This window comes from Arthrobacter sp. 10N410, assembly GCF_056394945.1.
In genome coordinates, this window is the sequence record NZ_JBFTIP010000002.1 from 332,309 (window position 1) to 355,210 (window position 22,902).

The following is a 22,902-nucleotide window of genomic DNA, read 5'->3' on the forward strand; positions in this document are numbered from 1 at the left end:
GTCGGCCGCAGGTTTAGCGCCGGACGCGATCCATTGCTTTCCGGCGACTTCAGACTGTAAGTTCAGGACAAGTCCGCGGTACCGGCCGGGGCGCTGTCTGCGGCCCGTCTCACGGTCACGTCTGACCAGGACGTTTGCGTGGGCCGTTTGCGTGGGCCCGGCTGACAATGCAGGGAGGACCTCAGTGAGCTTGCGACCCCTCACGCCGCAGGAGCGTGCCGACGCCCTGCACAAGGCCGCCGCGGCCAGGCTGGCCCGGGCGGCCGCGAAGGAGCGGCTGAAGTCGGGGGAACTGTCGATCGCGGAACTGCTCAGCGCGGGGGAGACGGACGAAGCGATCGCCCGGATGCGGGTCGTGGAGCTGCTGGAAGCGCTGCCGGGAATCGGGCGCGTACGGGCCGCGGCGATCATGGACCGGTTCGGCATCGCAGCCTCCCGGCGGGTTCGTGGCCTGGGAATCCACCAGCGCCGGGCGCTGGTAGATTTTATAGACGAGAAATAGCTTGGCCCGCCGAGCTTCCACCACCGCCCAAAGGAATACGTGAGCAAGAAACCCGGACTGACAGTCCTCGCCGGTCCGACGGCTGTCGGCAAAGGCACCGTGTCCACCTATATTCGGGACAACTATCCCGAGGTCTGGCTTTCAGTGTCGGCAACCACCCGCCCGCCGCGGCCCGGTGAGATCGATGGTGTGCATTACTACTTCAAGTCCAAGGAAGAGTTTGATGCCCTCATCGCGGCAGGGGAACTCCTGGAGTGGGCTGTGGTGCACGGACAAAATACTTACGGCACCCTCAAGAGCACTGTAGACGCGGCGATTGCTGAGGGTCGCTCGGTGCTTTTGGAGATTGATCTGCAGGGCGCACGCCAGGTGAAGCAGGCCGTCCCGGACGCGCAATTCGTCTTCCTCGCCCCGCCAAGCTGGGAAGAATTGGTGCGCCGCCTGGTGGGCCGCGGCACTGAATCCGCCGAGGAACAGCAGCGACGGCTGGAAACCGGTAAAGTAGAACTAGCCGCTGAACCGGAGTTCGATCACACAGTCATCAATGATGACGTACGTCGGGCAGCGGATGAGCTTGTTTCACTCATGGGGCTAACGCCGCACCCGCACTAACCGCAGGGTCGGATTGGCCCGTTAGAATTTGGAGAATTCGTGTCCACGAACCTTGAAGGCATCATCAACCCGCCGATCGACGAGCTGCTGAAGGCTGCCGATTCGAAGTACGGACTGGTGATTTTCGGTGCCAAGCGCGCCCGGCAGATCAACGCCTACTACGCCCAGCTGCACGAGGGCCTGTTCGAGTACGTCGGCCCGCTGGTCGACACCAAGCTGAACGAAAAGTCGCTTTCCATCGCCCTGCGCGAAATCAACGAAGGCAAGCTCGTTTCCACGCCGATCGAAGCCGCCGCAGAGTAATATCTCTGCTGCCTGACGGAGGTCACGTGCGCATAGTCCTCGGAGTCGGGGGAGGGATTGCCGCCTACAAGGTGGCGTCGCTCCTCCGGCTTTTTACTGAAGCCGGCCATGACGTTACCGTCATTCCCACCGAGGCCGCCACCCGGTTCGTCGGCGTGGCCACCTGGGAGGCCCTCTCCGGGCACCCGGTGAGCAACAGCGTCTTCGACGAGGTGCACACCGTCAACCATGTCCGGCTCGGCCACGAGGCTGAGCTGATCGTGGTGGCACCGGCCACGGCGGACCTGCTGGCCCGCGCCGCCACCGGTCAGGCCAACGACCTGCTGACCAACACGCTGCTGATGGCCGGCGGGCCGGTGCTGATGGCCCCGGCCATGCACACCGAAATGTGGCGGCACCCGGCTACCCAGGCCAACGTCGAAACCCTGCGCAGCCGTGGCATCACCGTGCTCGAACCCGCCACCGGCCGGCTGACCGGGGCGGATTCCGGCCCGGGCCGGCTGCCCGAACCCGAGGCAATCTTCGCTGCCGCGCTGGCCCTGGCCGGCGCTCCGGCCGTGCCCAACACCCCCGGCCTGTCGACGTCGGACGCGGCCCTTCCAGCCGCCGCAGCCAGGCCGCTGGCCGGACTCACTGTCACCATCAGCGCCGGCGGCACCCGCGAACCCCTGGACCCGGTCCGCTTCCTCGGCAACCGTTCCTCCGGCAAACAGGGCGTGGCGCTGGCCGTCGCCGCCCGCGAGGCCGGCGCCCGCGTTCGGCTGCTGGCAGCCCACATGGACGTCCCGGCCCCCGACGGCGTCGAGGTGGTGGAGGTTGAGACCGCACTGGAACTGCGCAAGGCGGCCCTGCACGCCGCCGCCGATTCCGACGTCGTCATCATGGCCGCCGCGGTGGCGGACTTCCGCCCGGCGGATGTCTCCGGAACCAAAATCAAGAAGCGCGACGACGTCGCCGATCCCGTGATTTCGTTGGTCCGCAACCCGGACATACTCCGGGAACTCGTCGAGGTCCGTGATGCTGCGTCCCGCAACCAGCTGATCGTGGGTTTCGCTGCCGAAACCGGCGACGCCGACGGGGATGTCCTTGAATACGCGCAGGCCAAGTTGCGCCGCAAGGCCTGCGACCTGCTGGTGGTCAACCAGGTGGGCCAGAACCAGGTCTTTGGCCAGGACAGCAACGCCGTAGTCATCCTTTCGCGGTCCGGCTCCGAACCCCAAGAGGCGTCGGGTTCCAAATCCGACGTCGCGGCTGCCGTCATTGACCGCATCAGCGCCGAGCTAAGCCGGGTTATCCCGCCCGCATAAGCGCTGGCGTAATCAAGGTCTCCTTAGCAGGGGGACACACGCCGCCGGACGTCCGTTTCCCAACCAGTAAGGTAGTTGAGTGACTTTACCGCTGCACATCCCAGACTTCCATGGGTCCACGCCCGCCTCGCTCCGGCTCTTCACGTCCGAGTCGGTGACCGAAGGACACCCCGACAAGATCTGTGACCAGATCAGCGATGCGATCCTCGACGCCCTGCTGGCCAAGGACCCGGAGTCGCGCGTCGCCGTCGAGACCCTGGCCACCACGGGCCTCGTGCACGTGGCCGGTGAAGTCACCACGGACGCCTACGTCGAAATCCCGCAGATCGTCCGCGAGACCATCCTCGGGATCGGCTACGACTCTTCCGCGAACGGCTTCGACGGCGCCCGCTGCGGCGTGTCGGTCTCCATCGGCCAGCAGTCCAACGACATCGCCGGCGGCGTATTCAACTCCCTCGAGGCACGCGAAGGCCGCCAGGAAGACGATTACGACCTCCAAGGCGCCGGCGACCAGGGCATCATGTTCGGCTACGCCAGCGACGAGACCCCGTCCTACATGCCGGTCCCGATCTGGCTCGCGCACCGGCTTTCCGAACGGCTCACCGAGGTCCGCAAGTCGGGCCAGCTGGGCTACCTGCGCCCCGACGGCAAGACCCAGGTCACTGTGGGCTACGACGGCGACCGTCCTGTCTCGGTCGAGACCGTCGTGATCTCCAGCCAGCACGCGGAAGGCGCCAGCCTGGACCAGCTCCGCGCCGACCTCGCCGAGCACGTCGTCGACCCGGTCATGGCGCTGTCCAACCTGGACATCTCCCGGTCCCGCAACATCCTCAACCCGGCCGGCGCCTTCGTGATCGGCGGTCCGGTGGGTGACGCCGGCCTGACCGGCCGCAAGATCATCGTCGACACCTACGGCGGCATGGCCCGGCACGGCGGCGGCGCCTTCTCCGGCAAGGATCCGTCCAAGGTGGACCGCTCCGCTGCTTACGCGATGCGCTGGGTTGCCAAGAACGTGGTGGCCGCCGGCCTCGCCAAGCGTGCGGAAATCCAGATCGCCTACGCGATCGGGCAGGCCCGCCCCGTGGGCACCTACGTGGAGACTTTCGGGACCGAAACCGTCGATCCCGCCCGGATCAGCGCCGCGATTGCCGAGATTTTCGACCTCCGCCCCCGCGCCATCATCGACGCGCTCGACCTCAAGCGTCCGATCTACGCGAAGACGGCCGCGCACGGCCACTTCGGCCGCGAGGAGCCTGACTTCACCTGGGAGCGCCTGGACCGGGTCGACGAGCTGAAGGCCTTCTTCAACGCCTAGCAACCGGCCGAACCGCTGGATGGCAGAGCTCTTGAATGTCATTGCTCTTCAATGTCACAGCTCTGTGATGTGCTGTAGCCAGGCCGCCGAACGGCGGCCTGGCTACAGCTTTAATGTTGATCGTTAGCCTGATCGTCGAAGTTTCCAGGCTCTTTACTTGACCGATTCCAGCGCCGAAGGGAGGCAGGCACCATGACTCCAGATCGCCGCGCCGCCACGCCGGAGGAACCGCTTCAGCTCTCGCTGCTGCACGGCTTCCCGGCCTCCGCGGCAGCCGCCGGGCCCGCCCTTGCCGCGGAACTGCCGGTGGCCCGGGTGCTGCTGGAATCCTCCCTCCCGCACCTGGACCGCCCGTTCGACTACAGCGTGCCGGCGGACCTCGACGCCGCGGCCCGGCCGGGCGTGCGGGTCAAGGTGAAATTCAGCGGCCAGGAGCTTGGCGGATACCTGCTCGAACGCACGGCGGCGTCCGACGCCGGCCACCCGCTGGTGCCGCTATTCAAGGTCGTGTCCCCGGTTCCCGTTCTCACCCCCGCCGTGTCCGAACTGGCCGGGAGGGTGGCGGCGCGCTACGCCGGAACTGTCAGCGACGTCCTGCGCGTCGCCATCCCGCCCCGGATGGCCAAAATGGAAAAAGACTCCGCACCGGGAGGCCTGCTCGACCCGGCACTCTTCGCCGCCGGGGACGACGCCCGGGCAGAGCCGCCTGCTGCCCCTCCGTCCGGCTGGGCGGAATATCACAACGGCCCGGCATTCCTCCAGCACCTGGGGGCGGGGGAGTCGCCGCGTGCCGTGCTGAGCGCCCTGCAGGGGTTTGGTCCCGGCGGCTGGCCCCGGATGGTTGCCGAGGCTGTTGCCGCCGTCCGCCGCTCCGGCCGGGGCGCCGTCGTCGTGGTGCCGGACTACCGCGACCTGGACCGGGTGGAGGCGGCCCTGCTGGAACACCTGCCGGCCGGCGACGTCGCCCGGCTCACGGCCGACGACGGCCAGACACCGCGGTACCGCAGCTTCCTGCGGGTCCTCAGCGGCGCCGCAGGGGTCGCCGTCGGCACCCGCTCCGCCGCCTACGCCCCGGTGCGGAACCTGGGCCTGGTGGTGTGCTGGGACGACGGCGACGACCTGCACATCGAGCAGCGTTCCCCCTACGCCCACGCCCGTGAAGTCCTGCTGCTCCGGGCCGCGCATGAAGGCGCCGCCTGCCTGCTCGCCGGGCACGCCCGCAGCACGGAGACGCAGCGGCTGGTGGAATCCGGCTGGGCCCGCCCGATCGAGGCGGGGCGCTCCGTGATGCGCCGCACCGTCCCGCGCGTCCAGAACACCGCGGACAGTTTCGAACAGGAGCGCGACCCGCTGGCGCGGATCGCGCGGTTGCCGGGCGCCGCATGGCGCGCCGCAAAGGAAGGCCTGGAACGCGGTCCCGTCCTCGTTCAGGTTGCCCGCGCAGGGTACGCGCCGTCTCTGGCCTGCGAACGCTGCCGCGAAGCCGCGCGCTGCACCGCCTGCAACGGACCGCTGGCCATCGCCGGGCCCGGCGGCAGCGCCGCGGTGCCGGTGTGCCGGTGGTGCTCCGCGGCGGCCCCGGACTGGCACTGCATGCACTGCGACGGGGTCCGACTCCGGCGGGGCGCCACCGGGGCACTTCGGACGGCCGAGGAACTGGGCCGGGCGTTTCCGGGCAAACCCGTCGTCACTTCCTCCGGCGACCGCGTGCTGGCCACCGTCCCGGACTCAAAGGCCCTCGTGGTCGCGACGGTCGGCGCCGAACCGGTCGCGGCGGGCGGGTATGCGGCCGCGCTGCTGCTCGACGGCGACTCGCTGCTGCGGCGCGAGAACCTCCGGGCGGGCGAGGACGCCGTGCGGCGCTGGTTCAACGCCGCGGCCCTGGTCCGTTCCGCGTCCGAGGGCGGCCTTGTGGTCATCACCGCCGAGGACACGGCGGGAGTCGGGGCACTCCTGCGTTGGGACCCCGCCGGCTACGCCGGACGCGAGCTCGCCCTGCGGCAGGAGCTGTCGCTGCCGCCAGCGGTCCGGATCGCGTCCGTCACCGGCGGCCGGACCGCCGTCGGGCACTTCACCGAGGCCGTCGAACGGGCGCTGGCCAAAAAGGGCATTGTGCTCCGGCAGGCCGGGCCGGCGCCGCTGCCGGGCGCCGGCGGATTCGTAGCCACGCCAACGGCTGCCGGCATGGAGCGGCGCGGTGGGGAGGACGTGCGGACGCTGCTGTTCATCCCGTACGCCGAAGCCTCCGAGGCCACAAAGGCCATGCGTGCGGTCAAGGCCGCAGCCGCCGCCAAGCGCACCGACGATCCGGTGCAGCTGCGGCTCGACGGCGTCGACGTTCTCTAACGGTGCTTGCGCCGGCGTAGGGGCGCCGCTTCGACGGTTCCCTGCGCACTCGACGTCCGCCCGCGTCGAATTGGCACGGAACCATCGAAACGGCCGAGGTTAGCGTCGCTTGCGCCGGCGCAGGGCCACGGCCTCTTCGGCGGCGGCCAGCAGGCGCTGTGCGGAGGCGTCCCAGCTGAACTCGGCCGCGCGCTGCACCGCACTGCTGGAGCGCTGCTTCCAGAGCTCGGGCTCCTCGAGCTCGCGGACCGCGGCGGCAAACGCGGACGGGGAGTCGGGATCGACGTAGCTGACCGCGTCCCCGCCCACCTCGCGGAAGATCGGAATGTCGCTGGCGATGACCGGAGTGCCGTGTGACATCGCTTCCACGAGCGGCAAGCCGTAGCCCTCGGCCTTGGAGAGGTTGACCAGGGCCGTGGTGCGGGCCAGCAGCGCCTCGTACTCGGCATCGGTGACGCCGTTGTGGAACACGATGCTGGCGCCCGCCGGGGCCAGCGCCTCCAGCTCCGCCCTCCGTTCGGGCGTGATCCGGCTCAGCAGGTGCAAGGTTATCTCCGGCAGCTGGGCCATGCCCTTGACCATGGTTTCGACATTCTTATAAGGCATGAAAGACCCCATGTAAAGCAGCGTCTTGTCGGCGCCGGCGCCGGGGTCCCGAGGAGTCAGCCCGGGCTGCGGGGCGTTGCCGACGATCCGGACCGGCCGCTTCGTCAGGCGGTACTTCGCCATCAGGGCCTCGGTGGTGGAGCTGATGGTCGCGACGACGTCGGCCCGGTTCAGCAGGACCCGCTGGGGCCAGAACGCCTTGTGATAGAGCCGCCAGAGGACCCGGACCGGGGCCGGGAGGAAGCCGGGAGGTGCCGGGTGCTCGTAGTAGATCAGGTCGTGCAGGGTCAGGACCAGGGCGTACTTCCGGCCCCAGCTGCCCATGGTCTGCATCGGGCACACCACCACGTCGGCCCCCAGCGGGTTGACCTTGGCCGCAACGAATAGCTCCGCGGGCGAGAGCGGGCTGTTGATCAGGGTGTAGGGGACGTCCGGGAGCAAGGCCAGCTGTCGCGTATCGCTGATCAGCATGGAGACGTCCGCGACCTTGGCGGTCGCGGCAATGAGGCTGGCGCCGTAACGGCTGATGCCATCGTGGTGGTCGAGCCTGGTGAAGCGGGCGTCAATAAGGATTTTCACGCGGCGTGTTCCTTCAGGAAGCGTCGGATGAAGCCCGCGGCGGGTTCCGGGGTTTCGTAGTGGATGAGGTGCCCGACGCCGGGAATGACTTCGAGGCTGGCGTTCGGCAGCAGCGGGAGCAGCTTGTGCTGGTCGGGCAGGGTGGCGATTTCGTCTCTTTCGCCCGCCACGAGCAAAACCGGAAGGGCCAGCCGTGGAGCCACCTCCGCGACGTTGCTGCTGACCGAGGCCTTGAAGGCTTCGAGCAGGCTGTCGCGGTCGGCGAAGGCGGAGAAGTACGCGCTGTGCTGGGCGTGGACGAACCTCCGCAGCGCCTTGTCCTGGGTCTTGGCCATGGTCTCGCTCATCACCCGGACGATCAGCTGGTTGCGCAACAGCGCGTTCCCGAGTCCGCGGGGGAGCCGGGCCGCCGCCTCGTAGTACAGCACCGCGGCCTTGGTCATGAGCCCTTTGGGCCCCTCCAGAGCGGGTGCGGCGATGGGGTTGATCAGGATCAGTTCGGCGACCGCGCCGGGATGGTCCGCCACGAAGTGGCTGGCGATGATCGAACCGAAGGAGTGGCCCAGCAGCACCGTGTCCTTGCCCAGCCCGAGGGCGGCCATGAAGTCGGCGATGAACCGGCCGTAGCCGCTAACGCTGTGCCCGCCGGTCCGGAACGCGGCGGAGGCGCCGAACCCCGGGAGGTCCGGCATGATGAGGCGCATTTCGGGGAGCTGGTCGACCACCCGGAGCAGGCCATGGTGATCGCCGCGGAAGCCGTGGATCACAAGGATGGTCCGGGTGTCGGCGGTCTCCCGGACCGGTTCGTAGCTCCAGTAGGCGACCCGGGTACCGTTGAGGTCCACCGCGGAGGCGCTGCTGCGCGTTTCCAGTTCGGCGCTGAGCAGGGGAGGCAGGGGGGAAGGCTCGGTGGCCACGTGTTCCATTCGTTCGGGTCCTAGTTGACGTCGTCGGGGTTCGAACCGGTGCGGAATCCCCGGTCCAGGCCGGCCAGGGCGTCCAGGTCCGTGGTGCTGAGGCTGAAACCGAAGATGTCGTGGTTCTCGCGGATCCGGGCGTAGGAGCTGGCCTTGGGGATGACGACGTTACCCAGTTCCAGGTGCCAGCGCAGGATGACCTGGGCCGCGGTCCGCCGGTGTGCCGCGGCGAGCTCCAGCACCACCGGGTCCTCCATCACCTGGCCGCGGCCCAGCGGGCTCCACGCCTCGGTGGTGATGCCCAGCGACGCGTGCAGGGATCTCAGCTCGGCTTGTTGCAGCCAGGGATGCAGTTCAATCTGGTTGACCGCGGGCACCACTTCGGCGGTCTGGAGCAGCCGCTCCAGATGTGCGGGCTGGAAGTTGGACACCCCGATGGCGCGGACCTTTCCCTCGCGGTAGAGCGATTCGAGCGCGCGGTAGCTCTCCGTGAAGAGCCCGCGCCGGGCGCACGGCCAGTGGATCAGGTAGAGGTCCACATATTCGAGGCCCAGCTTGGCGATCGAGGTGTCGAAGGCACGCAGGGTCGCGTCGTAGCCCTGGTCGTCATTCCAGAGCTTGGTAGTCACGAAAATGTCCTCCCGGGCGAGCGGGGAGTGCAGCTCGCCGGAGCCGCCGGCGGAGCCGTCGAAGGCGGACAGGGCGCCGATCGCTTTCCCGACGCCCGTCTCGTTCCCGTACATCGCCGCAGTGTCGAAATGACGGTAACCGGCCTCCAACGCCATGGTCACGAGCCCGGCGGCGTCCGCGGGGGGCACCTTGTAAAGCCCGAACCCGAGGCGGTCCATCATCACGCCGTTGTTCAAGGTCAGCCGGGGGGAGATTCTCATAGCAACGACTCTACCCATTCCGGGCACCCGGCCGCGGGTGTCCGGCCCTCAGGACAGGCCCTCGGCGCTGACCAGCCGCCGGGCGCTGGCCTCATCCAGGATCAGGTCCGTGGCCAGGCCGGCAGCGAGCGCCCCGCGCAACCCGTTGATCTTGGACGCGCCGGAGACCACACAGATCCGGCGGCGGACCTGCCGGAGCTGGGCCAGGTCCGGCCCGGTGGAGCGTTCGTTGAGGGTAATGCCGTCCGAGGAGCCGTCCGCGCGGAAGAAAACAGTGGCGACGTCGCCCACGACGTCGGACTCCGCCAGTACGCTCAGGTCGTCCTCGTCCAGGTAGCCGCCGGCGTACACGTGGCTGGGGTAGTCGGCGTCGACCGATCCCACCCCGAAAATGGCGATGCTCATCCGGGACTGCAGTTGCAGGATGCGTTGAACACTGCGTTCATTCCACATGGCCTTCTTGGTCGCGGCGTGGTCGAAGAACGCCGGCACCGGGAACTGTTCCACCCGCGCCCCGTAAGCGCTGCCGAAGCGCCGCATGATGTCCGAGGCGTAAGTGATGCCCGTGGTCTGCATGTTTCCGGCTCCATTAAGCTGCACGATGATGCTGTCATGGGTGATCTTCCGGGTCAGGTGCCGGCTCACGGCGCTCAGCGTGGAACCCCACGCCACCCCGATGATCGCGTTCGAGTCCACGAGCGGGCCGATGGTGCGCGCGGCCTGCATCGCCACGCGGTCCAGCGTTTCCGCCTCGTTGAGCGTGTCCACCACCGGCACGACGTGCACATCGACCTTGTATTCGGCGCGGATCATGCTGGCGAGCTCGGGTCCGGTGTCCAACGGGCTGCGGATCTGGATCTGCACGAGGCCCGATTCCCGGGCCGCCGACAGCAGCCGCGAGACGGTCGAGCGGGACGTTCGGAGCTCACGGGCGATGGCGTCCATCGTCAGGTCCTGGAGGTAATACAACTGGGCGGCCCGGAGGGCGTCGGACTGGCGGGTTGGCGACATTCCATTTCCAATCTGCACGTTTGTGCATAGTGCTTGACTCCATTTTCCATTAGTCCAAAGAATAGTGTTGAACGGCGACGTGCCCGGTGGGCGCGCCGCAGAGCACCGATCCCCAAGGAGCAGTTTTGGGAAACAAGGTTTCATCCGGCAATCCGGCGTCGAGCACACAGCGCACGTCCGTGCAGCAGTTGCGGAACCGGCCGCACGCGCAGGTGCTCATCATCGGCGGCGGCATCAACGGGGTCGGAACCTTCCGTGACCTTGCCCTGCAGGGCGTTGACGTTGCCCTCGTCGAACGGGGCGACTTCTGCCAGGGAGCCAGCGGCGCCTCCTCGCACATGATTCACGGCGGTATCCGGTACCTGGAAAACGGCGAGTTCCGCCTCGTCCAGGAGTCCGTGGTGGAACGCAACCGGCTCCTCCGGATCGCGCCGCACTACGTGAAGCCGCTGCAGACCACCATCCCGATCTTCAGCACCTTTTCGGGCATCCTGGCCGCGCCGTTGCGGTTCCTGACCCACAAGCAGGGGAAGAACACCGAGCGCGGTGCCTTCCTGATCAAGCTGGGCCTGAGCATGTACGACTCCTTCTCCCGCGACGGCGGCACCGTGCCGCGCCACCAGTTCCGCGGCCGCAAGCGCGCCCTGGCCGAGCTGCCCCGGCTGCACCCCGGCATCAAGTACGCCGCGACCTACTTCGACGCCTCCGTGCACAACCCGGAGCGCCTCACCCTGGACGTGCTCCAGGACGGCGAGAAGGCCGGCGAGGCGGCCGGCAACGGGGCCCGGGCCAGCAACTACCTCTCCCTGGTCTCCATGGACGGCGCAGCCGGTTCCGGCAATGGCACGGCAACCCCCGGAGCGAAGGGCGGAACCGTCCAGCTCCGGGACGAACTGACCGGCGACGTCTTCGACTTCAGCGCCGACGTCATTGTCAACACCACCGGCGCCTGGGTGGACCTGACCAACCAGGCCATGGGCGCGGCGTCCGCGTTTATGGGCGGCACCAAGGGTTCCCACATAGTGCTGGACCACCCCGGGCTGCTTGAGGCCTGCCAGGGCCGGGAGATCTTCTTCGAACACACCGACGGCCGGATCGTGTTGATCTACCCGATGGGCGACCGCGTGCTGGTCGGCACCACCGACATCGACGCCGACATGGCCGAGGACGCCGTCTGCACCGAGGCCGAGATCGACTACTTCTTCGACCTCATCGGGCACGTCTTCCCGGACGTGGCCGTGGACCGGGAACAGATCGTCTACACCTTCTCCGGCGTCCGTCCGCTGCCCCGGCACGACGCCACGCAGCCGGGCTTCGTCAGCCGCGACTACCGGATCGAGCGCCGCGGCCCCGCCAGGGGCGCCGGGCAGCTGGCCGACGGCGGCGCCGTCGTGCTCAGCCTGGTGGGCGGCAAGTGGACCACGTTCCGGGCCCTCGCCGAACACCTCAGCAACGACGTCCTCGCCGAACTCGGCATGGAACGGAAAGTCTCGACCGCCAAACTTGCCATCGGCGGCGGGGCAGGTTTCCCCGACACCGAGGACGGCGTCCAGCGCTGGATCAAGGCCCACATGGGGGCCGGCCGCGACGCGGACCGGACCGCTGGCCTGCTCACCCGCTACGGCACCCGCGCGGTGGACGTCATGGCCTACCTCGACGCCGGGACCGACCGGCTGCTGCACTCCACCCGGGAACTGAGCGTCCGGGAACTGGAGTTCATGGCGGCCAACGAGCAGATCGGACACCTGGTGGACGTGCTGATCCGCCGCACCTCCCTCGCGTTCCGCGGGCTCGTGACGGGGGAGCTGCTGAACGAGCTCGCCGAGATCCTTTCCGGACCGCTGGGCTGGGACGCGGCGACGCGGACCGCCGAGATCGACCACGCCCAGGAGGTGCTCCAGCGGTTCCACGGCGTCCAGGTACACAGCCTGGTCGCCTGACAACTTGAGTGTCCGGAGGCTGGAGCCTCCGGACACAAGGGCTGCGGGGTTTCTCCCAGGGGAACCCGCAGTGGCCGGCCGGCAGCGCGAAACCGCTGCCGGCCCAACGGCCCTTCAAACTCGCGAAGGGCTGACAACAGAAAATAGAGGAGTCAAAGATGTCTCTTGGAATAGTTTTCCTGTCCGAAGTATTCGGCACCGCAATGCTGACCCTGCTGGGTTGCGGCGTTGTGGCCAACGTCGCGCTCAAAGGCACGAAGGGCAACAACGGCGGGTTCCTGATGGTCACCTGGGGATGGGGCATTGCCGTCTTCGCCGGTGTCTTCGTTGCGGCCAAGTCCGGGGCGCACCTGAACCCGGCCGTCACCTTCGGCCTGTTGCTTAACGGCAAGAAGGAGTACGCCCCGGGTGTCGCGGTCGATTTCGGCTCCACCCTGACCTACTTCGGCGGGGAACTGCTGGGCGCCTTCCTGGGTGCCGTCGTGATGTGGCTGGCCCACAAGCAGCACTTTGATGTCGAACCCGAGCCCGCCAGCAAGCTGGGTGTTTTCTCCACCGGACCCGCCATCCGCTCCACCCCGTGGAACCTGATCACGGAGATCATCGGCACCTTCGTCCTCGTCTTCGTCATCCTGACCTTCGGCGGGACCCCGTCGGGACTTGGCCCGCTGGCCGTGGCGCTGCTGGTTGTCGGCATCGGTGTTTCCCTCGGCGGCCCCACCGGTTACGCCATCAACCCCGCCCGTGACCTCGGCCCGCGCATCGCCCACGCCCTGCTGCCCATCAAGGGCAAGGGTTCTTCGGACTGGAGCTACTCGTGGATCCCGGTCGTCGGACCGCTGATCGGCGGCGGACTCGCTGGCGTCGTAGCAGCCGTGGTGCCGATCATCGCCACCGCCGCCGCCTGATTCTGCCGCACAGGACCCTGAACCAAACCCGCTCGAATCGCATCAATTCAACCGCCAGGCCCAAAAGACAAGGACGTCAGCATGAACCAGTATGTAATCGCCATTGACCAGGGAACCACGAGCACCCGCGCCATCGTGTTCGATCACAGCGGCAACATCGTTTCCTCCGGCCAGATGGAACACGAGCAGATCTTCCCGCAGGCAGGGTGGGTGGAGCACGACCCCGCCGAGATCTGGAACAACACCCGCGAGGTCATCGCCTCCGCACTGTCCAAGGCCAACCTGACCCGCCACGACATTGCCGCCGTCGGCATCACCAACCAGCGCGAAACCGCGGTGGTCTGGGACAAGACCACCGGCAAAGCCGTGTACAACGCGATCGTCTGGCAGGATACCCGCACCCAGTCGATCGTCGACGAGCTGGCCAAGGACGGCGGCCCGGAACGCTTTAAGCAGAAGGTGGGCCTGCCGCTGGCGACCTACTTCTCCGGCACGAAGATCAAGTGGATCCTGGACAACGTCGAGGGCGCCCGGGCCAAGGCAGAAGCCGGCGACCTCGTCTTCGGCAACACCGACAGCTGGGTGCTGTGGAACCTCACCGGCGGAACCGACGGCGGCGTACACGTCACCGACGTGACCAACGCGTCCCGGACCATGTTCATGGACCTCGACACGCTGTCGTGGGACCAGGAAATCCTGGACGCCTTCGGGGTCCCGGCCTCCATGATGCCCGCCATCAAGTCGTCCTCAGAGGTGTACGGCACCGTCCACACCTCCCAGCTGCTGCGCGAAGTTCCGGTCGCCGGCATCCTCGGCGACCAGCAGGCGGCAACCTTCGGCCAGGCCGCGTTCGACACCGGCGAGGCAAAGAACACCTACGGCACGGGCTGCTTCCTCATCTTCAACACCGGCGAGGAAATCGTCCACTCCAAGAACGGGCTGCTGACCACGGTCGGCTACAAGCTTGGCGACGCCAAGCCGCACTACGCCCTGGAGGGTTCGATCGCTGTCACCGGTTCGCTGATCCAGTGGCTGCGCGACAACCTGGGCATGATCAGCAGCGCCCCGGAAGTCGAGACCCTGGCCGCTTCGGTGGAGGACAACGGCGGCGTGTACATCGTTCCGGCCTTCTCCGGCCTGTTCGCACCGTACTGGCGCTCCGACGCCCGCGGCGCGATCGTCGGCCTGACCCGGTTCGTGAACAAGAACCACATCGCCCGCGCAGCGCTGGAGGCCACCGCGTTCCAGACCCGTGAGGTGCTCGACGCCGTCAACGCCGACTCGGGGGTTCCGCTCACGGAACTCAAGGTCGACGGCGGCATGGTCGCCAACGACGCGCTGATGCAGTTCCAGGCCGACATCCTGGGCGTGCCGGTGATCCGGCCGAAGGTCGTCGAGACCACCTCGCTCGGCGCCGCCTACGCGGCCGGCCTCGCCGTCGGCTTCTGGAAGGATCTGGGCGAGTGCTCGGCCAACTGGTCCGAGGACAAGCGCTGGGAACCGAAGATGGACCAGGCGGAGCGCGAGCGCCAGATGCGTCTCTGGAAGAAGGCCGTCACCAAGTCCATGGACTGGGTCGACGAGGACGTGAAGTAGGCCGACGAGCCGATGCCTTCACTGTTGAGGGGGCCCCGCCCGCTTCGCGGACGCCCGAAGCCGCTCCCGGGCCCCCTCAACAGTTCGGCATTTCCGGGCTGGCCGATTCAGCCGCTCGTGGCGACTTACGTAGCGCTGGCAAGCCGTGCGCTAAAGTAGTCGTATGCGTGCGATCCTCCTGCTTAGTTAGCCGCCCGGCATCCCGGCGAAAACCCGGATTGCCGAGCGGCAGCCCCTCCGTGTCGAGGGGCTTTTGTGTGTCCGGGATATGTACCGGCCCGCAGCAGGGGACCAAGGGATCAGGCGGGACAGTCCTGATCCGACAAGATCGAAAGAACAGAAGAGGCCAGCAGTGAGCGTTCAGCCGGAGACAGAGACCGGAACAGCAGCAGCCGTCGCGAATGAAGGCCCCGAAGAGGGCGCCTACAGCTTCGCCGCCATGGAGGCCAAGTGGCCGCAGGTCTGGGAGGACCTCAAGGTCTTCACGCCCCTGGATGACGGCTCGAAGGAACGCCGCTACGTGCTGGACATGTTCCCGTACCCGTCCGGTGACCTGCACATGGGCCACGCCGAAGCGTTCGCGATGGGCGACGTCGTCGCCCGCTACCTGCGCCAGCAGGGCTACGACGTGCTGCACCCGATCGGCTGGGACTCCTTCGGACTGCCGGCGGAGAACGCCGCCATCAAGCGGAACGCGCACCCCAGCGAGTGGACGTACGCCAACATCGACACCCAGGCGGCGTCATTCAAGCGTTACGCCATCTCCGCTGACTGGTCCCGCCGGCTGCACACCTCGGATCCGGGGTACTACCGCTGGACCCAGTGGCTGTTCAAGCGCTTTTACGAGCGCGGGCTGGCCTACCGCAAGAACTCTCCGGTCAACTGGTGCCCCAAGGACCAGACCGTGCTGGCCAACGAGCAGGTCGTCAACGGCGCCTGCGAACGGTGCGGCACCGCTGTGACGAAGAAGTCCCTGAACCAGTGGTACTTCAAGATCACCGACTACGCCGACCGGCTGCTCGATGACATGGACGAACTGCGCGGGCACTGGCCCGAGCGGGTCCTGGCCATGCAGAAGAACTGGATTGGCCGTTCCGAGGGCGCGCACGTCAACTTCGTGGTCGAGGCCGACGGCGGCAAGCCCGCCAAGGACGTCACGGTCTTCACCACCCGCCCGGACACCCTGTACGGCGCGACCTTCTTCGTGGTCGCCGCCGACGCCCCGCTGGCCGCCGAACTGGTCACCGAGGAACACGCCGGGGCCCTGGACGCCTACCGGGAACAGGTCAAGGCGCTGTCGGAGATTGAGCGCCAGTCCACCGAACGGGAAAAGACCGGCGTCTTCACCGGCCGCTACGCCATTAACCCGCTGAACGGGGAGAAGCTGCCCGTCTGGGCGGCCGACTACGTGCTGGCCGACTACGGCACCGGCGCCATCATGGCCGTCCCGGCCCACGACCAGCGCGACCTGGACTTCGCCAAGACCTTCGACCTGCCCGTCCGGGCGGTCCTGGACACCGGCGAGGAAGACCCCGCCGTGTCCGGCACGGCGACGACCGGCGAGGGCACCTTGATCAACTCCGGCGCCCTGGACGGGCTGCCCAAGGCCGAGGCCATCCCTGCCGCCATCGCGATCCTGGAGCAGCTGGGCACCGGCGAGAAGTTCGTGAACTTCCGCCTGCGCGACTGGCTGCTGAGCCGCCAGCGGTTCTGGGGCACCCCGATTCCGATCATCCACTGCCCGGCCTGCGGCGAGGTTCCGGTCCCGGACGACCAGCTGCCGGTGACCCTGCCGGAGGACCTGCGCGGCGAGGATCTGTCGCCAAAGGGCACCTCCCCGCTGGCCGCCGCCGAAGCCTGGGTCAACGTCGAGTGCCCCAGCTGCCACGGCCCGGCCAAGCGCGACACGGACACCATGGACACCTTCGTGGACTCCTCCTGGTACTTCCTGCGCTTCGTCTCGCCCGACTACACCGAGGGCCCGTTCGATCCCGCCAAGATCAACGACTGGATGCCCGTGGGCCAGTACGTCGGCGGGGTGGAGCACGCCATCCTGCACCTGCTGTACGCCCGCTTCTTCACCAAGGTCATCCACGACCTGGGCCTGATCGAGGCCGACGAACCGTTCAAGGCGCTGCTGAACCAGGGCCAGGTGCTCAACGGCGGCAAGGCCATGAGCAAGTCCCTCGGCAACGGCGTGGACCTGGGCGAGCAGCTGGACAAGTTCGGCGTCGACGCCGTGCGGCTCACCATGATCTTCGCCTCCCCGCCGGAGGACGACGTCGACTGGGCGGATGTCTCGCCGTCGGGCTCCGCTAAGTTCCTGGCCCGCGCCTGGCGGCTCGGCCAGGACGTCAGCAGCGAGCCCGGCGTCGACTTCGCCGCCGGGGACCGCGCCCTGCGCACCGTCACCCACCGCACCATCGCCGACGCGCAGGCACTGCTGGACCACAACAAGTTCAACGTGGTGGTGGCAAAGCTGATGGAACTGGTCAACGCGACCCGTAAGACCATTGATGCCGGCGCCGGCGGCGCGGACCCGGCCGTCCGCGAGGCCGTGGAGGCTGTAGCGGTGATCCTGAGCCTCTTCGCGCCCTACACCGCCGAGGACCTGTGGAACGTACTGGGACACCCGGCGTCGGTAGCCAACGCCGGCTGGCCCACGCACGACGAGACGCTGCTGGTGCAGGATACGGTGACCGCCGTCGTCCAGGTCCAGGGCAAGGTGCGGGACCGGCTCGAGGTTTCCCCGGGCATCTCCGAGGACGAACTGCGCGAACTGGCGCTGGCCTCGGAAAACGTCCAGCGCGCGCTGGACGGCAGGGGGATCCGCACGGTCATTGTGCGGGCGCCTAAACTGGTCAACATCGTCCCGGCCTAGCCGGGCAAGGCCGTTCGTGAACCGGCCGCCGGCAGAAGCCGGCGGCCGGAACTCTTTTCAGGAGGTGCTTCGTGCCGGACCGTGAGCCCCCGGGCTGGCCGTGGCTGCGCGAGCGCCTCGTCAGGCTCCGCCAGGCTGCCCGCCCCGGGGCGGTGCCCGAACCAGTGCGCGCCATGGCGGCGCGGACTGCGGTGGTCACTGACTCCGCCGCCGCGCTGCCGGCAGAATGGGTGCGGGACTTCACCGCCGACGGCCGCCTGACCGTGGTACCGATGCCGGTCATGGTGGGCGCCGAGATCTACGGCGAGGGCGAGGACGACATCGCCGAGACCATCGCGGTGGCACTGGCCAGCGGCTTGCCGGTCCGGACCTCCAGGCCCTCACCCGGCCAGTTCGAACAGGCCTACCTCGCGGCGGCGGCACGCGGCTTCGAATCCGTAGTCTCGCTGCACATTTCGGGGGAGCTCTCCGGCACCGCCGACTCCGCCAGGCTCGCAGCCGCGAAAGTGGGAATCCCGGTGGTGGTCGTGGATTCGCGCACGGTCGGGATGGCGCAGGGCATGGGCGTGCAAAGCGCCGTCGTCGCGGCTGCTGACGGCCGGGGCGCGGACGAGGTCAGGGCCTTCGCCGAAGAGCGGCTGGCCCGGACCAAGGTCTACTTCTATGTGCCGAGCCTGGAGCAGCTGCGCCGCGGTGGCCGGATCGGCGCAGCCGCCTCCCTCTGGGGCACCATGTTTTCGATCAAACCGATCCTGGCGGTCGACGGCGGCAAGGTCGTCCCGCTGGAAAAGGTCCGTTCTGCGCCCCGCGCCATCGGCCGGCTGGAGGAAATCGCCGCCGCTGATGCGCTGTCCCGCCCCAGCGGTGAGGCCAGGATCGCCGTGCACCACTTCGGCAACCGCGCCGAGGCCGAGCAGCTGGCATCGCGGCTGGCACAGCGGTTGCCTGACTGCCCGCCCGCCCAGATCAGTTCGCTGCCGGCCGTGCTGGCGGCCCATGCCGGACTGGGCGTGCTGGCCGTCATTGTGGGGGAGAGCAGCACCCCGCTTCCCGGGAGCGGCCCCACACCGGGGTCTGGCTCCACACCGGGGGCTGCCGGGGCGCTTTCCACATAGCCGTTGCCGCGCCTGTCGGCAGGTCCGGTCCCATCCCTAGGCTGGCTTCATGTCGCGCCGATACCCGGGGGCCGGAGCCCGCAGCGGACCCCACTCAGGAACCGGCGTGGCACGGCACCGCTGGGCCGCCAGCCTCGGCCCTGCGCCGGAGGAGGGGCTGCTCGGCGATGTGCCGGCCCCGGGAGCCCCGGCTGACGGAGCCCCGGACCCGGCGGCGGCGGACCGGGCCTCTCCTGACGGGGCCGATGCTGCGGAGTCCCCAGTGCCCGCGGTGTTCAGGTGGCGCAGCGGTCGGAGTGCCGCAGCCATGCTCGCCGTGATCTCTGTGCTGCTGGCCGGCTGGTTCTGGTGGCAGGCAGCCGACGGAGCGCCACGGGTCCAGTCGCTGGGCGAGCCACCCGGTTCGGAAGCGGCGGACGGGTCCGGACCGGCCGTAGCCGATGACGGCGGTCCCGGCGGGGCGCCGTCGAGGGCGGACCCGGCTGCCGCGGAGATGCCCGGCGCGACGGCGGCCGGCACCATTGTCGTCCACGTTGCCGGTGCCGTGGCGAAGGCCGGGGTGGTGGTGCTGCCGCGCGGAAGCCGGATCCACGAGGCGATCAAAGCCGCGGGCGGAAACACCCGCGCAGCCGACCTTGACCGGCTCAACCTGGCCGCCGTTCTCGAAGACGGTCAGAAAGTCCTCGTCCCGGAGCGCGGCAGCCCGGACCCGGTTGAACTTCCCGGCCCCTCTCCCGGTCCCGACGGCACCGGGACCTCCGGCGGCGCCGGAGCGCCAGCGGGGAAAATCAACCTGAACACCGCCGGCGTCGAAGAGTTGGCGACGCTGCCGCGCGTCGGTCCGGTCTTGGCCCAGCGCATCGTCGACTGGCGCAAGCAGCACGGCAGTTTCGGCAGCGTCGAAGAACTCGACGCTGTGGAGGGTGTTGGTCCCAAGCTGCTCGAAGCCCTGTTGCCGCTGGTGCGGGTCTGACGTGGCCGGGGAACAGCGGCCCCGTTGGCAGGCTTTCCGCGCCGCCGCCGCCGATGCCATGGCCCGCAGCCGGGATCCGCTGGATCCTGCAACGACGCAAAACAGACAGGCACCGGGCGTGCCCGCGGCGCCGGGCGCGTCCGAGGCACCGGGCGTGCCCGCGGCGCCGGACAGCTCGTTCCGCGCAGGGGGAGCCGCGCGTACCGCCTTGGCCGGCCTGGGGCACCGTGTCCTTGAGGCGCTGCGCAGGCGCCGGGCCGGGGTCATGCCCGTGCCGCACGGCGTGCCGGGACGACGACGCCGGACCGACCTCCGCCTGGTGCCCGCCGCGCTGCTGGTTTGGGGCATTGCTCTGGCTGGCGGATGGCTGGAACCAGCCCCGCTTGCCGGGCTCTGTGCCGGATTGGCGGCCGCCGCGGCTGCCCTGTTGCTGGGTCCCGGTGCGCATCGCCGGAGACCTGGACCCCGAAGCTTCCGGGCCACCTTGGCGGTAGCTTTGCTTCTCTCGTGCGCCGCCGGGGCGCATTCGGCGGTGGCATCGGCGCAGCGGAACGACGGTGCTGTCGCAGAGGCCGTCGCCGCCGGCGCGTCGGTGGTGGCCGAGATCGAAGTTGCCGGCATGCCACGGCGGCTTTCCGCCCCGGGCCGGTCCGGTTTGTCAGACCGGTGGGCCGTGCCGGTGACCCTGCTCGTCCTGGTCTTCGACGGCCGACGCGTGGAAGCCTCCGTGAAGCTGCTTGCCCTCGGCGGGGAGGAGTGGGGACACTCATCTCCGGGGCAGCGTTTCCGGGCCACAGGCAAGCTCAGGCAGGCCGGAGCAGGTGAGGCCGAAGCCGGCATCCTCTCTGCCTCCTCTGCGCCGCACCGTGTGCGGACCGCCTCCAGCTGGGTGCACCTCCCGGCAGGCCTGCGGCGCGGTTTCAGCGTCGCCGCCGCGGGGCTGCCTGGCGACGCGCGCGGACTCCTGCCAGGGATGGTGACCGGCGACACCGGTGAGCTGGACCCCGAACTCGCTTCGGCCATGAAAACCGTCGGAATGACCCACCTGACCGCGGTGAGCGGAGCCAACTGCAGCCTGGTCCTCGGGGTCCTGCTGCTGGCGGCCCGTAGCCTGCGGCTTCCGCGCCCGGCGGCTTCCGGAATTGCCGTGGCCGGGCTGGGGCTGTTTGTGCTGATGGTCGGGCCCGATGCCAGCGTGCTCCGGGCCGCCCTGATGGGGTCGATCGGGCTGTGGGCGCTAGGGTTTGGCCGTGCCGGCCGCGGCCTCAGCCTGCTGTGCGTGGCCGCGGCCGGCTTGCTGCTGGCGAATCCGGCCCTGGCTACCGACTTCGGCTTTGTGCTCTCCGTTTTGGCCACGCTTGGCATCGTCGTGGTGGGCAGGCCCCTCATGGGCTGGCTGGCCGCCTTCGTGCCCCACTGGTTGGCTGCCGGACTCGCTGTTCCGTTGTCCGCCCAGTTGTTCTGCAGCCCGGTGATCGTGCTGCTCCAGCCGCAGTTCTCCAGCTACGCGCTGCCCGCGAATCTGGCAGCTGCCGTGCTGGTGCCGCCGGTTACGGTCTTCGGCACGGCAGCAGTGCCAATCGTACCCCTCGCCCCCGCGTTGTCGGCTATGCTCATCGCCGTTGCCGGCACCTTCGCAGCGGGTGTGGCCGGCATCGCCCGCTGCTTCGCGGCGCTTCCGGGGGCCGCGTTGCCCTGGCCGGAGGGGGCCCTCGGCTCGTCCACGATGGCGGCGCTCTCGGGGCTGACACTGACGGGCTTCTGGCTCGCCACCCACCCTGCCGCTGCGGTACGCCTGATCCTGAAAATACATGACCGGACCACGCTGTGCCTCACCCGGACTCTGCGCCGTCATGAGCGGCCGCCGGGCACCGTCCGCGCCCTGCCGGGGTCCGTCGGCCGCGGCTTGGTGGACCGCCCACGCCGTGGCAGGCTTAGAGTCTGCAAACCAACTTCCCGGAGGAACCACGAGTGGCTGCTGCCCAGACCCAACGCACCAGGACCACGGCGACGAAGACCGCCACCTGGCGCGATGTGACGCCCGCGGCGGTGGTGCTGGTCGGCGGACCGGAGGACTACCTGGGTTCCCGGGCCATGGACCGGATCCGCTCCCAGGTCCGTGCCGCGGCCCCCGACGTCGAGCTCACCCGCCTCAACGCCGGCAGCTACGAACCGGGCACGCTGGCCATGAACGTCAGCCCGTCCCTTTTCGGCGAGCAGAAGCTGATCGAGGTGGAGGGCCTGGAAGCGATGAATGACGCCTTCCTCGCCGACGCTCTGAAGTACCTGGTCCAGCCCGAACCCGACGCCGTCCTGGTGCTCCGTCACGGCGGAGGAGTGCGCGGCAAGAAGCTCCTGGACGCGATCAAGGCGGGCGGTTGGCCCGTGGTCGACTGCCAACCGTTGAAGAAGGACGCGGACAAGGTGGCTTTTGTCACCACAGAGTTCAAGGCCGCCTCCCGGCGGATCGAGCCGGACGCCGTGCACGCCCTGGTCAACGCGGTCGGGGCCAACCTGGCCGAACTCGCGGCCGCCTGCAGCCAGCTGATCGCCGACGCCACCACCGGCGTGGATTCGGAAATGGTTGACCGCTACTACGGCGGCAGGGTGGAGGCCACGGCATTCAAGGTCGCGGATGCCGCCATGGCCGGGAATGCGCCGCTGGCCCTCTCCACGCTCCGCCACGCACTGGATACCGGTGCCGACCCGGTGCCGATCGTCGCTGCGCTGGCCTCCAAGCTGCGGTCCCTGGCCAAGGTGGCCGGGGCACAGGGGTCTTCCGCCCAGATCGCCAAGCAGCTGGGCATGCAGCCGTGGCTCGTGGAGCAGGCGCAGCGCGATGTGCGGCGCTGGACTCCGGAGGGCCTGGTTAGGTCCATCCAGGTCACGGCCGAAGCCGACGCGCAGGTCAAGGGACTCTCCCGCGACCCGGTCTACGCCGTGGAACATGCCGTCACGGTGATTGCGGGCGCGGTCCGCCGCTGACGACCACGGCCCGCGCACGGCCGGTGCCCGACCGCACGTCCCGCGCCGCGGCTTGCCCGGGTCGCCGGGTCACGTTGCCCGGGTCGCCGGGTCGCGTTGGCGGCTTGCCCGGGTTA

At 68.9% G+C, this 22,902-nt stretch carries 18 protein-coding genes; 14 read left to right on the top strand and 4 right to left on the bottom strand.

Translation table 11 applies throughout. From position 1 onward, the window contains the following. The first annotated feature begins 184 nt into the window (after positions 1-184). The 6 genes from mihF to AC1DB8_RS06080 all read left to right on the top strand — a co-directional run bounded on the left by mihF (position 185) and on the right by AC1DB8_RS06080 (position 6,385). Entirely contained in the window at positions 185-502 is a 318-nt protein-coding gene (mihF, locus tag AC1DB8_RS06055) for an integration host factor, actinobacterial type (RefSeq protein WP_441417720.1), read from the top strand. Positions 503-541: 39 nt separating this feature from the next. Further along, positions 542-1,114 carry a guanylate kinase gene (gene gmk, locus AC1DB8_RS06060; protein WP_441417721.1) on the top strand — a complete coding sequence of 191 codons (573 nt, stop codon included), beginning with the start codon at positions 542-544 and terminating at the stop codon, positions 1,112-1,114. 39 nt (positions 1,115-1,153) lie between these two features. Continuing rightward, positions 1,154-1,417, top strand: coding sequence for a DNA-directed RNA polymerase subunit omega (rpoZ, locus tag AC1DB8_RS06065; protein WP_138769242.1), 264 nt, complete (start codon positions 1,154-1,156; stop codon positions 1,415-1,417). Positions 1,418-1,443: 26 nt separating this feature from the next. Beyond that, positions 1,444-2,724 (top strand): bifunctional phosphopantothenoylcysteine decarboxylase/phosphopantothenate synthase, encoded by a 1,281-nt coding sequence (locus AC1DB8_RS06070; RefSeq protein ID WP_476892477.1) that lies wholly within the window; start codon positions 1,444-1,446, stop codon positions 2,722-2,724. A gap of 79 nt (positions 2,725-2,803) precedes the next feature. Beyond that, positions 2,804-4,039, top strand: a complete 1,236-nt coding sequence (gene metK / locus AC1DB8_RS06075; RefSeq protein WP_441417723.1) for a methionine adenosyltransferase — start codon at positions 2,804-2,806, stop codon at positions 4,037-4,039. Between the two features lie 192 nt (positions 4,040-4,231). Next, on the top strand, positions 4,232-6,385 hold the full coding sequence (locus AC1DB8_RS06080; RefSeq protein ID WP_476892478.1) for a primosomal protein N': 2,154 nt from the start codon (positions 4,232-4,234) through the stop codon (positions 6,383-6,385). Positions 6,386-6,484: 99 nt separating this feature from the next. On the opposite strand, the gene AC1DB8_RS06085 is transcribed toward AC1DB8_RS06080, so the two are convergent. From AC1DB8_RS06085 to AC1DB8_RS06100, 4 genes are read right to left on the bottom strand one after another with little or no spacing between them, the layout of a single operon-like run. After that, positions 6,485-7,570, bottom strand: coding sequence for a glycosyltransferase family 4 protein (locus AC1DB8_RS06085; protein WP_476892479.1), 1,086 nt, complete (start codon positions 7,568-7,570; stop codon positions 6,485-6,487). Next, positions 7,567-8,496 carry an alpha/beta fold hydrolase gene (locus AC1DB8_RS06090; protein ID WP_476892480.1) on the bottom strand — a complete coding sequence of 310 codons (930 nt, stop codon included), beginning with the start codon at positions 8,494-8,496 and terminating at the stop codon, positions 7,567-7,569. Before AC1DB8_RS06090 ends, AC1DB8_RS06085 begins: the two co-directional genes overlap by 4 nt. Before the next feature lie 11 nt (positions 8,497-8,507). After that, complete coding sequence (locus tag AC1DB8_RS06095) at positions 8,508-9,377, bottom strand: aldo/keto reductase (protein ID WP_441417727.1); 870 nt, start codon at positions 9,375-9,377, stop codon at positions 8,508-8,510. A gap of 48 nt (positions 9,378-9,425) precedes the next feature. Then, positions 9,426-10,388 carry a sugar-binding transcriptional regulator gene (locus tag AC1DB8_RS06100; RefSeq protein WP_441417728.1) on the bottom strand — a complete coding sequence of 321 codons (963 nt, stop codon included), beginning with the start codon at positions 10,386-10,388 and terminating at the stop codon, positions 9,426-9,428. 125 nt (positions 10,389-10,513) lie between these two features. Between AC1DB8_RS06100 and AC1DB8_RS06105 the strand changes: the two genes are divergently transcribed. The 8 genes from AC1DB8_RS06105 to holA all read left to right on the top strand — a co-directional run bounded on the left by AC1DB8_RS06105 (position 10,514) and on the right by holA (position 22,786). Next, positions 10,514-12,328 carry a glycerol-3-phosphate dehydrogenase/oxidase gene (locus AC1DB8_RS06105; RefSeq protein ID WP_441417729.1) on the top strand — a complete coding sequence of 605 codons (1,815 nt, stop codon included), beginning with the start codon at positions 10,514-10,516 and terminating at the stop codon, positions 12,326-12,328. A 158-nt stretch (positions 12,329-12,486) separates the two neighbouring features. After that, the gene (locus AC1DB8_RS06110) at positions 12,487-13,236 is read left to right on the top strand and encodes an MIP/aquaporin family protein (RefSeq protein WP_441417730.1); all 750 of its coding nucleotides are present in this window, start codon (positions 12,487-12,489) and stop codon (positions 13,234-13,236) included. Positions 13,237-13,317: 81 nt separating this feature from the next. After that, on the top strand, positions 13,318-14,832 hold the full coding sequence (glpK, locus tag AC1DB8_RS06115) for a glycerol kinase GlpK (RefSeq protein ID WP_441417731.1): 1,515 nt from the start codon (positions 13,318-13,320) through the stop codon (positions 14,830-14,832). Between the two features lie 352 nt (positions 14,833-15,184). Beyond that, positions 15,185-17,713, top strand: coding sequence for a leucine--tRNA ligase (leuS, locus tag AC1DB8_RS06120; protein ID WP_441417732.1), 2,529 nt, complete (start codon positions 15,185-15,187; stop codon positions 17,711-17,713). A gap of 71 nt (positions 17,714-17,784) precedes the next feature. Next, positions 17,785-18,828: a DegV family protein gene (locus AC1DB8_RS06125; protein WP_441417733.1), complete on the top strand. Its 1,044-nt coding sequence runs from the start codon at positions 17,785-17,787 to the stop codon at positions 18,826-18,828. Positions 18,829-18,934: 106 nt separating this feature from the next. Beyond that, positions 18,935-19,801, top strand: a complete 867-nt coding sequence (locus tag AC1DB8_RS06130) for a ComEA family DNA-binding protein (protein ID WP_441417734.1) — start codon at positions 18,935-18,937, stop codon at positions 19,799-19,801. 118 nt (positions 19,802-19,919) lie between these two features. Continuing rightward, positions 19,920-21,839 carry a ComEC/Rec2 family competence protein gene (locus AC1DB8_RS06135; protein ID WP_476892481.1) on the top strand — a complete coding sequence of 640 codons (1,920 nt, stop codon included), beginning with the start codon at positions 19,920-19,922 and terminating at the stop codon, positions 21,837-21,839. Beyond that, positions 21,773-22,786, top strand: a complete 1,014-nt coding sequence (gene holA, locus AC1DB8_RS06140) for a DNA polymerase III subunit delta (protein ID WP_441417736.1) — start codon at positions 21,773-21,775, stop codon at positions 22,784-22,786. Before AC1DB8_RS06135 ends, holA begins: the two co-directional genes overlap by 67 nt. The last annotated feature ends 116 nt before the right edge of the window (positions 22,787-22,902 follow it).

Excerpts from the sequence above, each read along its gene's own strand:
- AC1DB8_RS06100 (WP_441417728.1), bottom strand. The coding sequence starts at position 10,388 with ATGTCGCCAACCCGCCAGTCCGACGCCCTCCGGGCCGCCCAGTTGTAT.
- AC1DB8_RS06080 (WP_476892478.1), top strand. The coding sequence starts at position 4,232 with ATGACTCCAGATCGCCGCGCCGCCACGCCGGAGGAACCGCTTCAGCTC.
- glpK (WP_441417731.1), top strand. The coding sequence starts at position 13,318 with ATGAACCAGTATGTAATCGCCATTGACCAGGGAACCACGAGCACCCGC.
- AC1DB8_RS06110 (WP_441417730.1), top strand. The coding sequence starts at position 12,487 with ATGTCTCTTGGAATAGTTTTCCTGTCCGAAGTATTCGGCACCGCAATG.
- AC1DB8_RS06095 (WP_441417727.1), bottom strand. The coding sequence starts at position 9,377 with ATGAGAATCTCCCCCCGGCTGACCTTGAACAACGGCGTGATGATGGAC.
- AC1DB8_RS06090 (WP_476892480.1), bottom strand. The coding sequence starts at position 8,496 with ATGGAACACGTGGCCACCGAGCCTTCCCCCCTGCCTCCCCTGCTCAGC.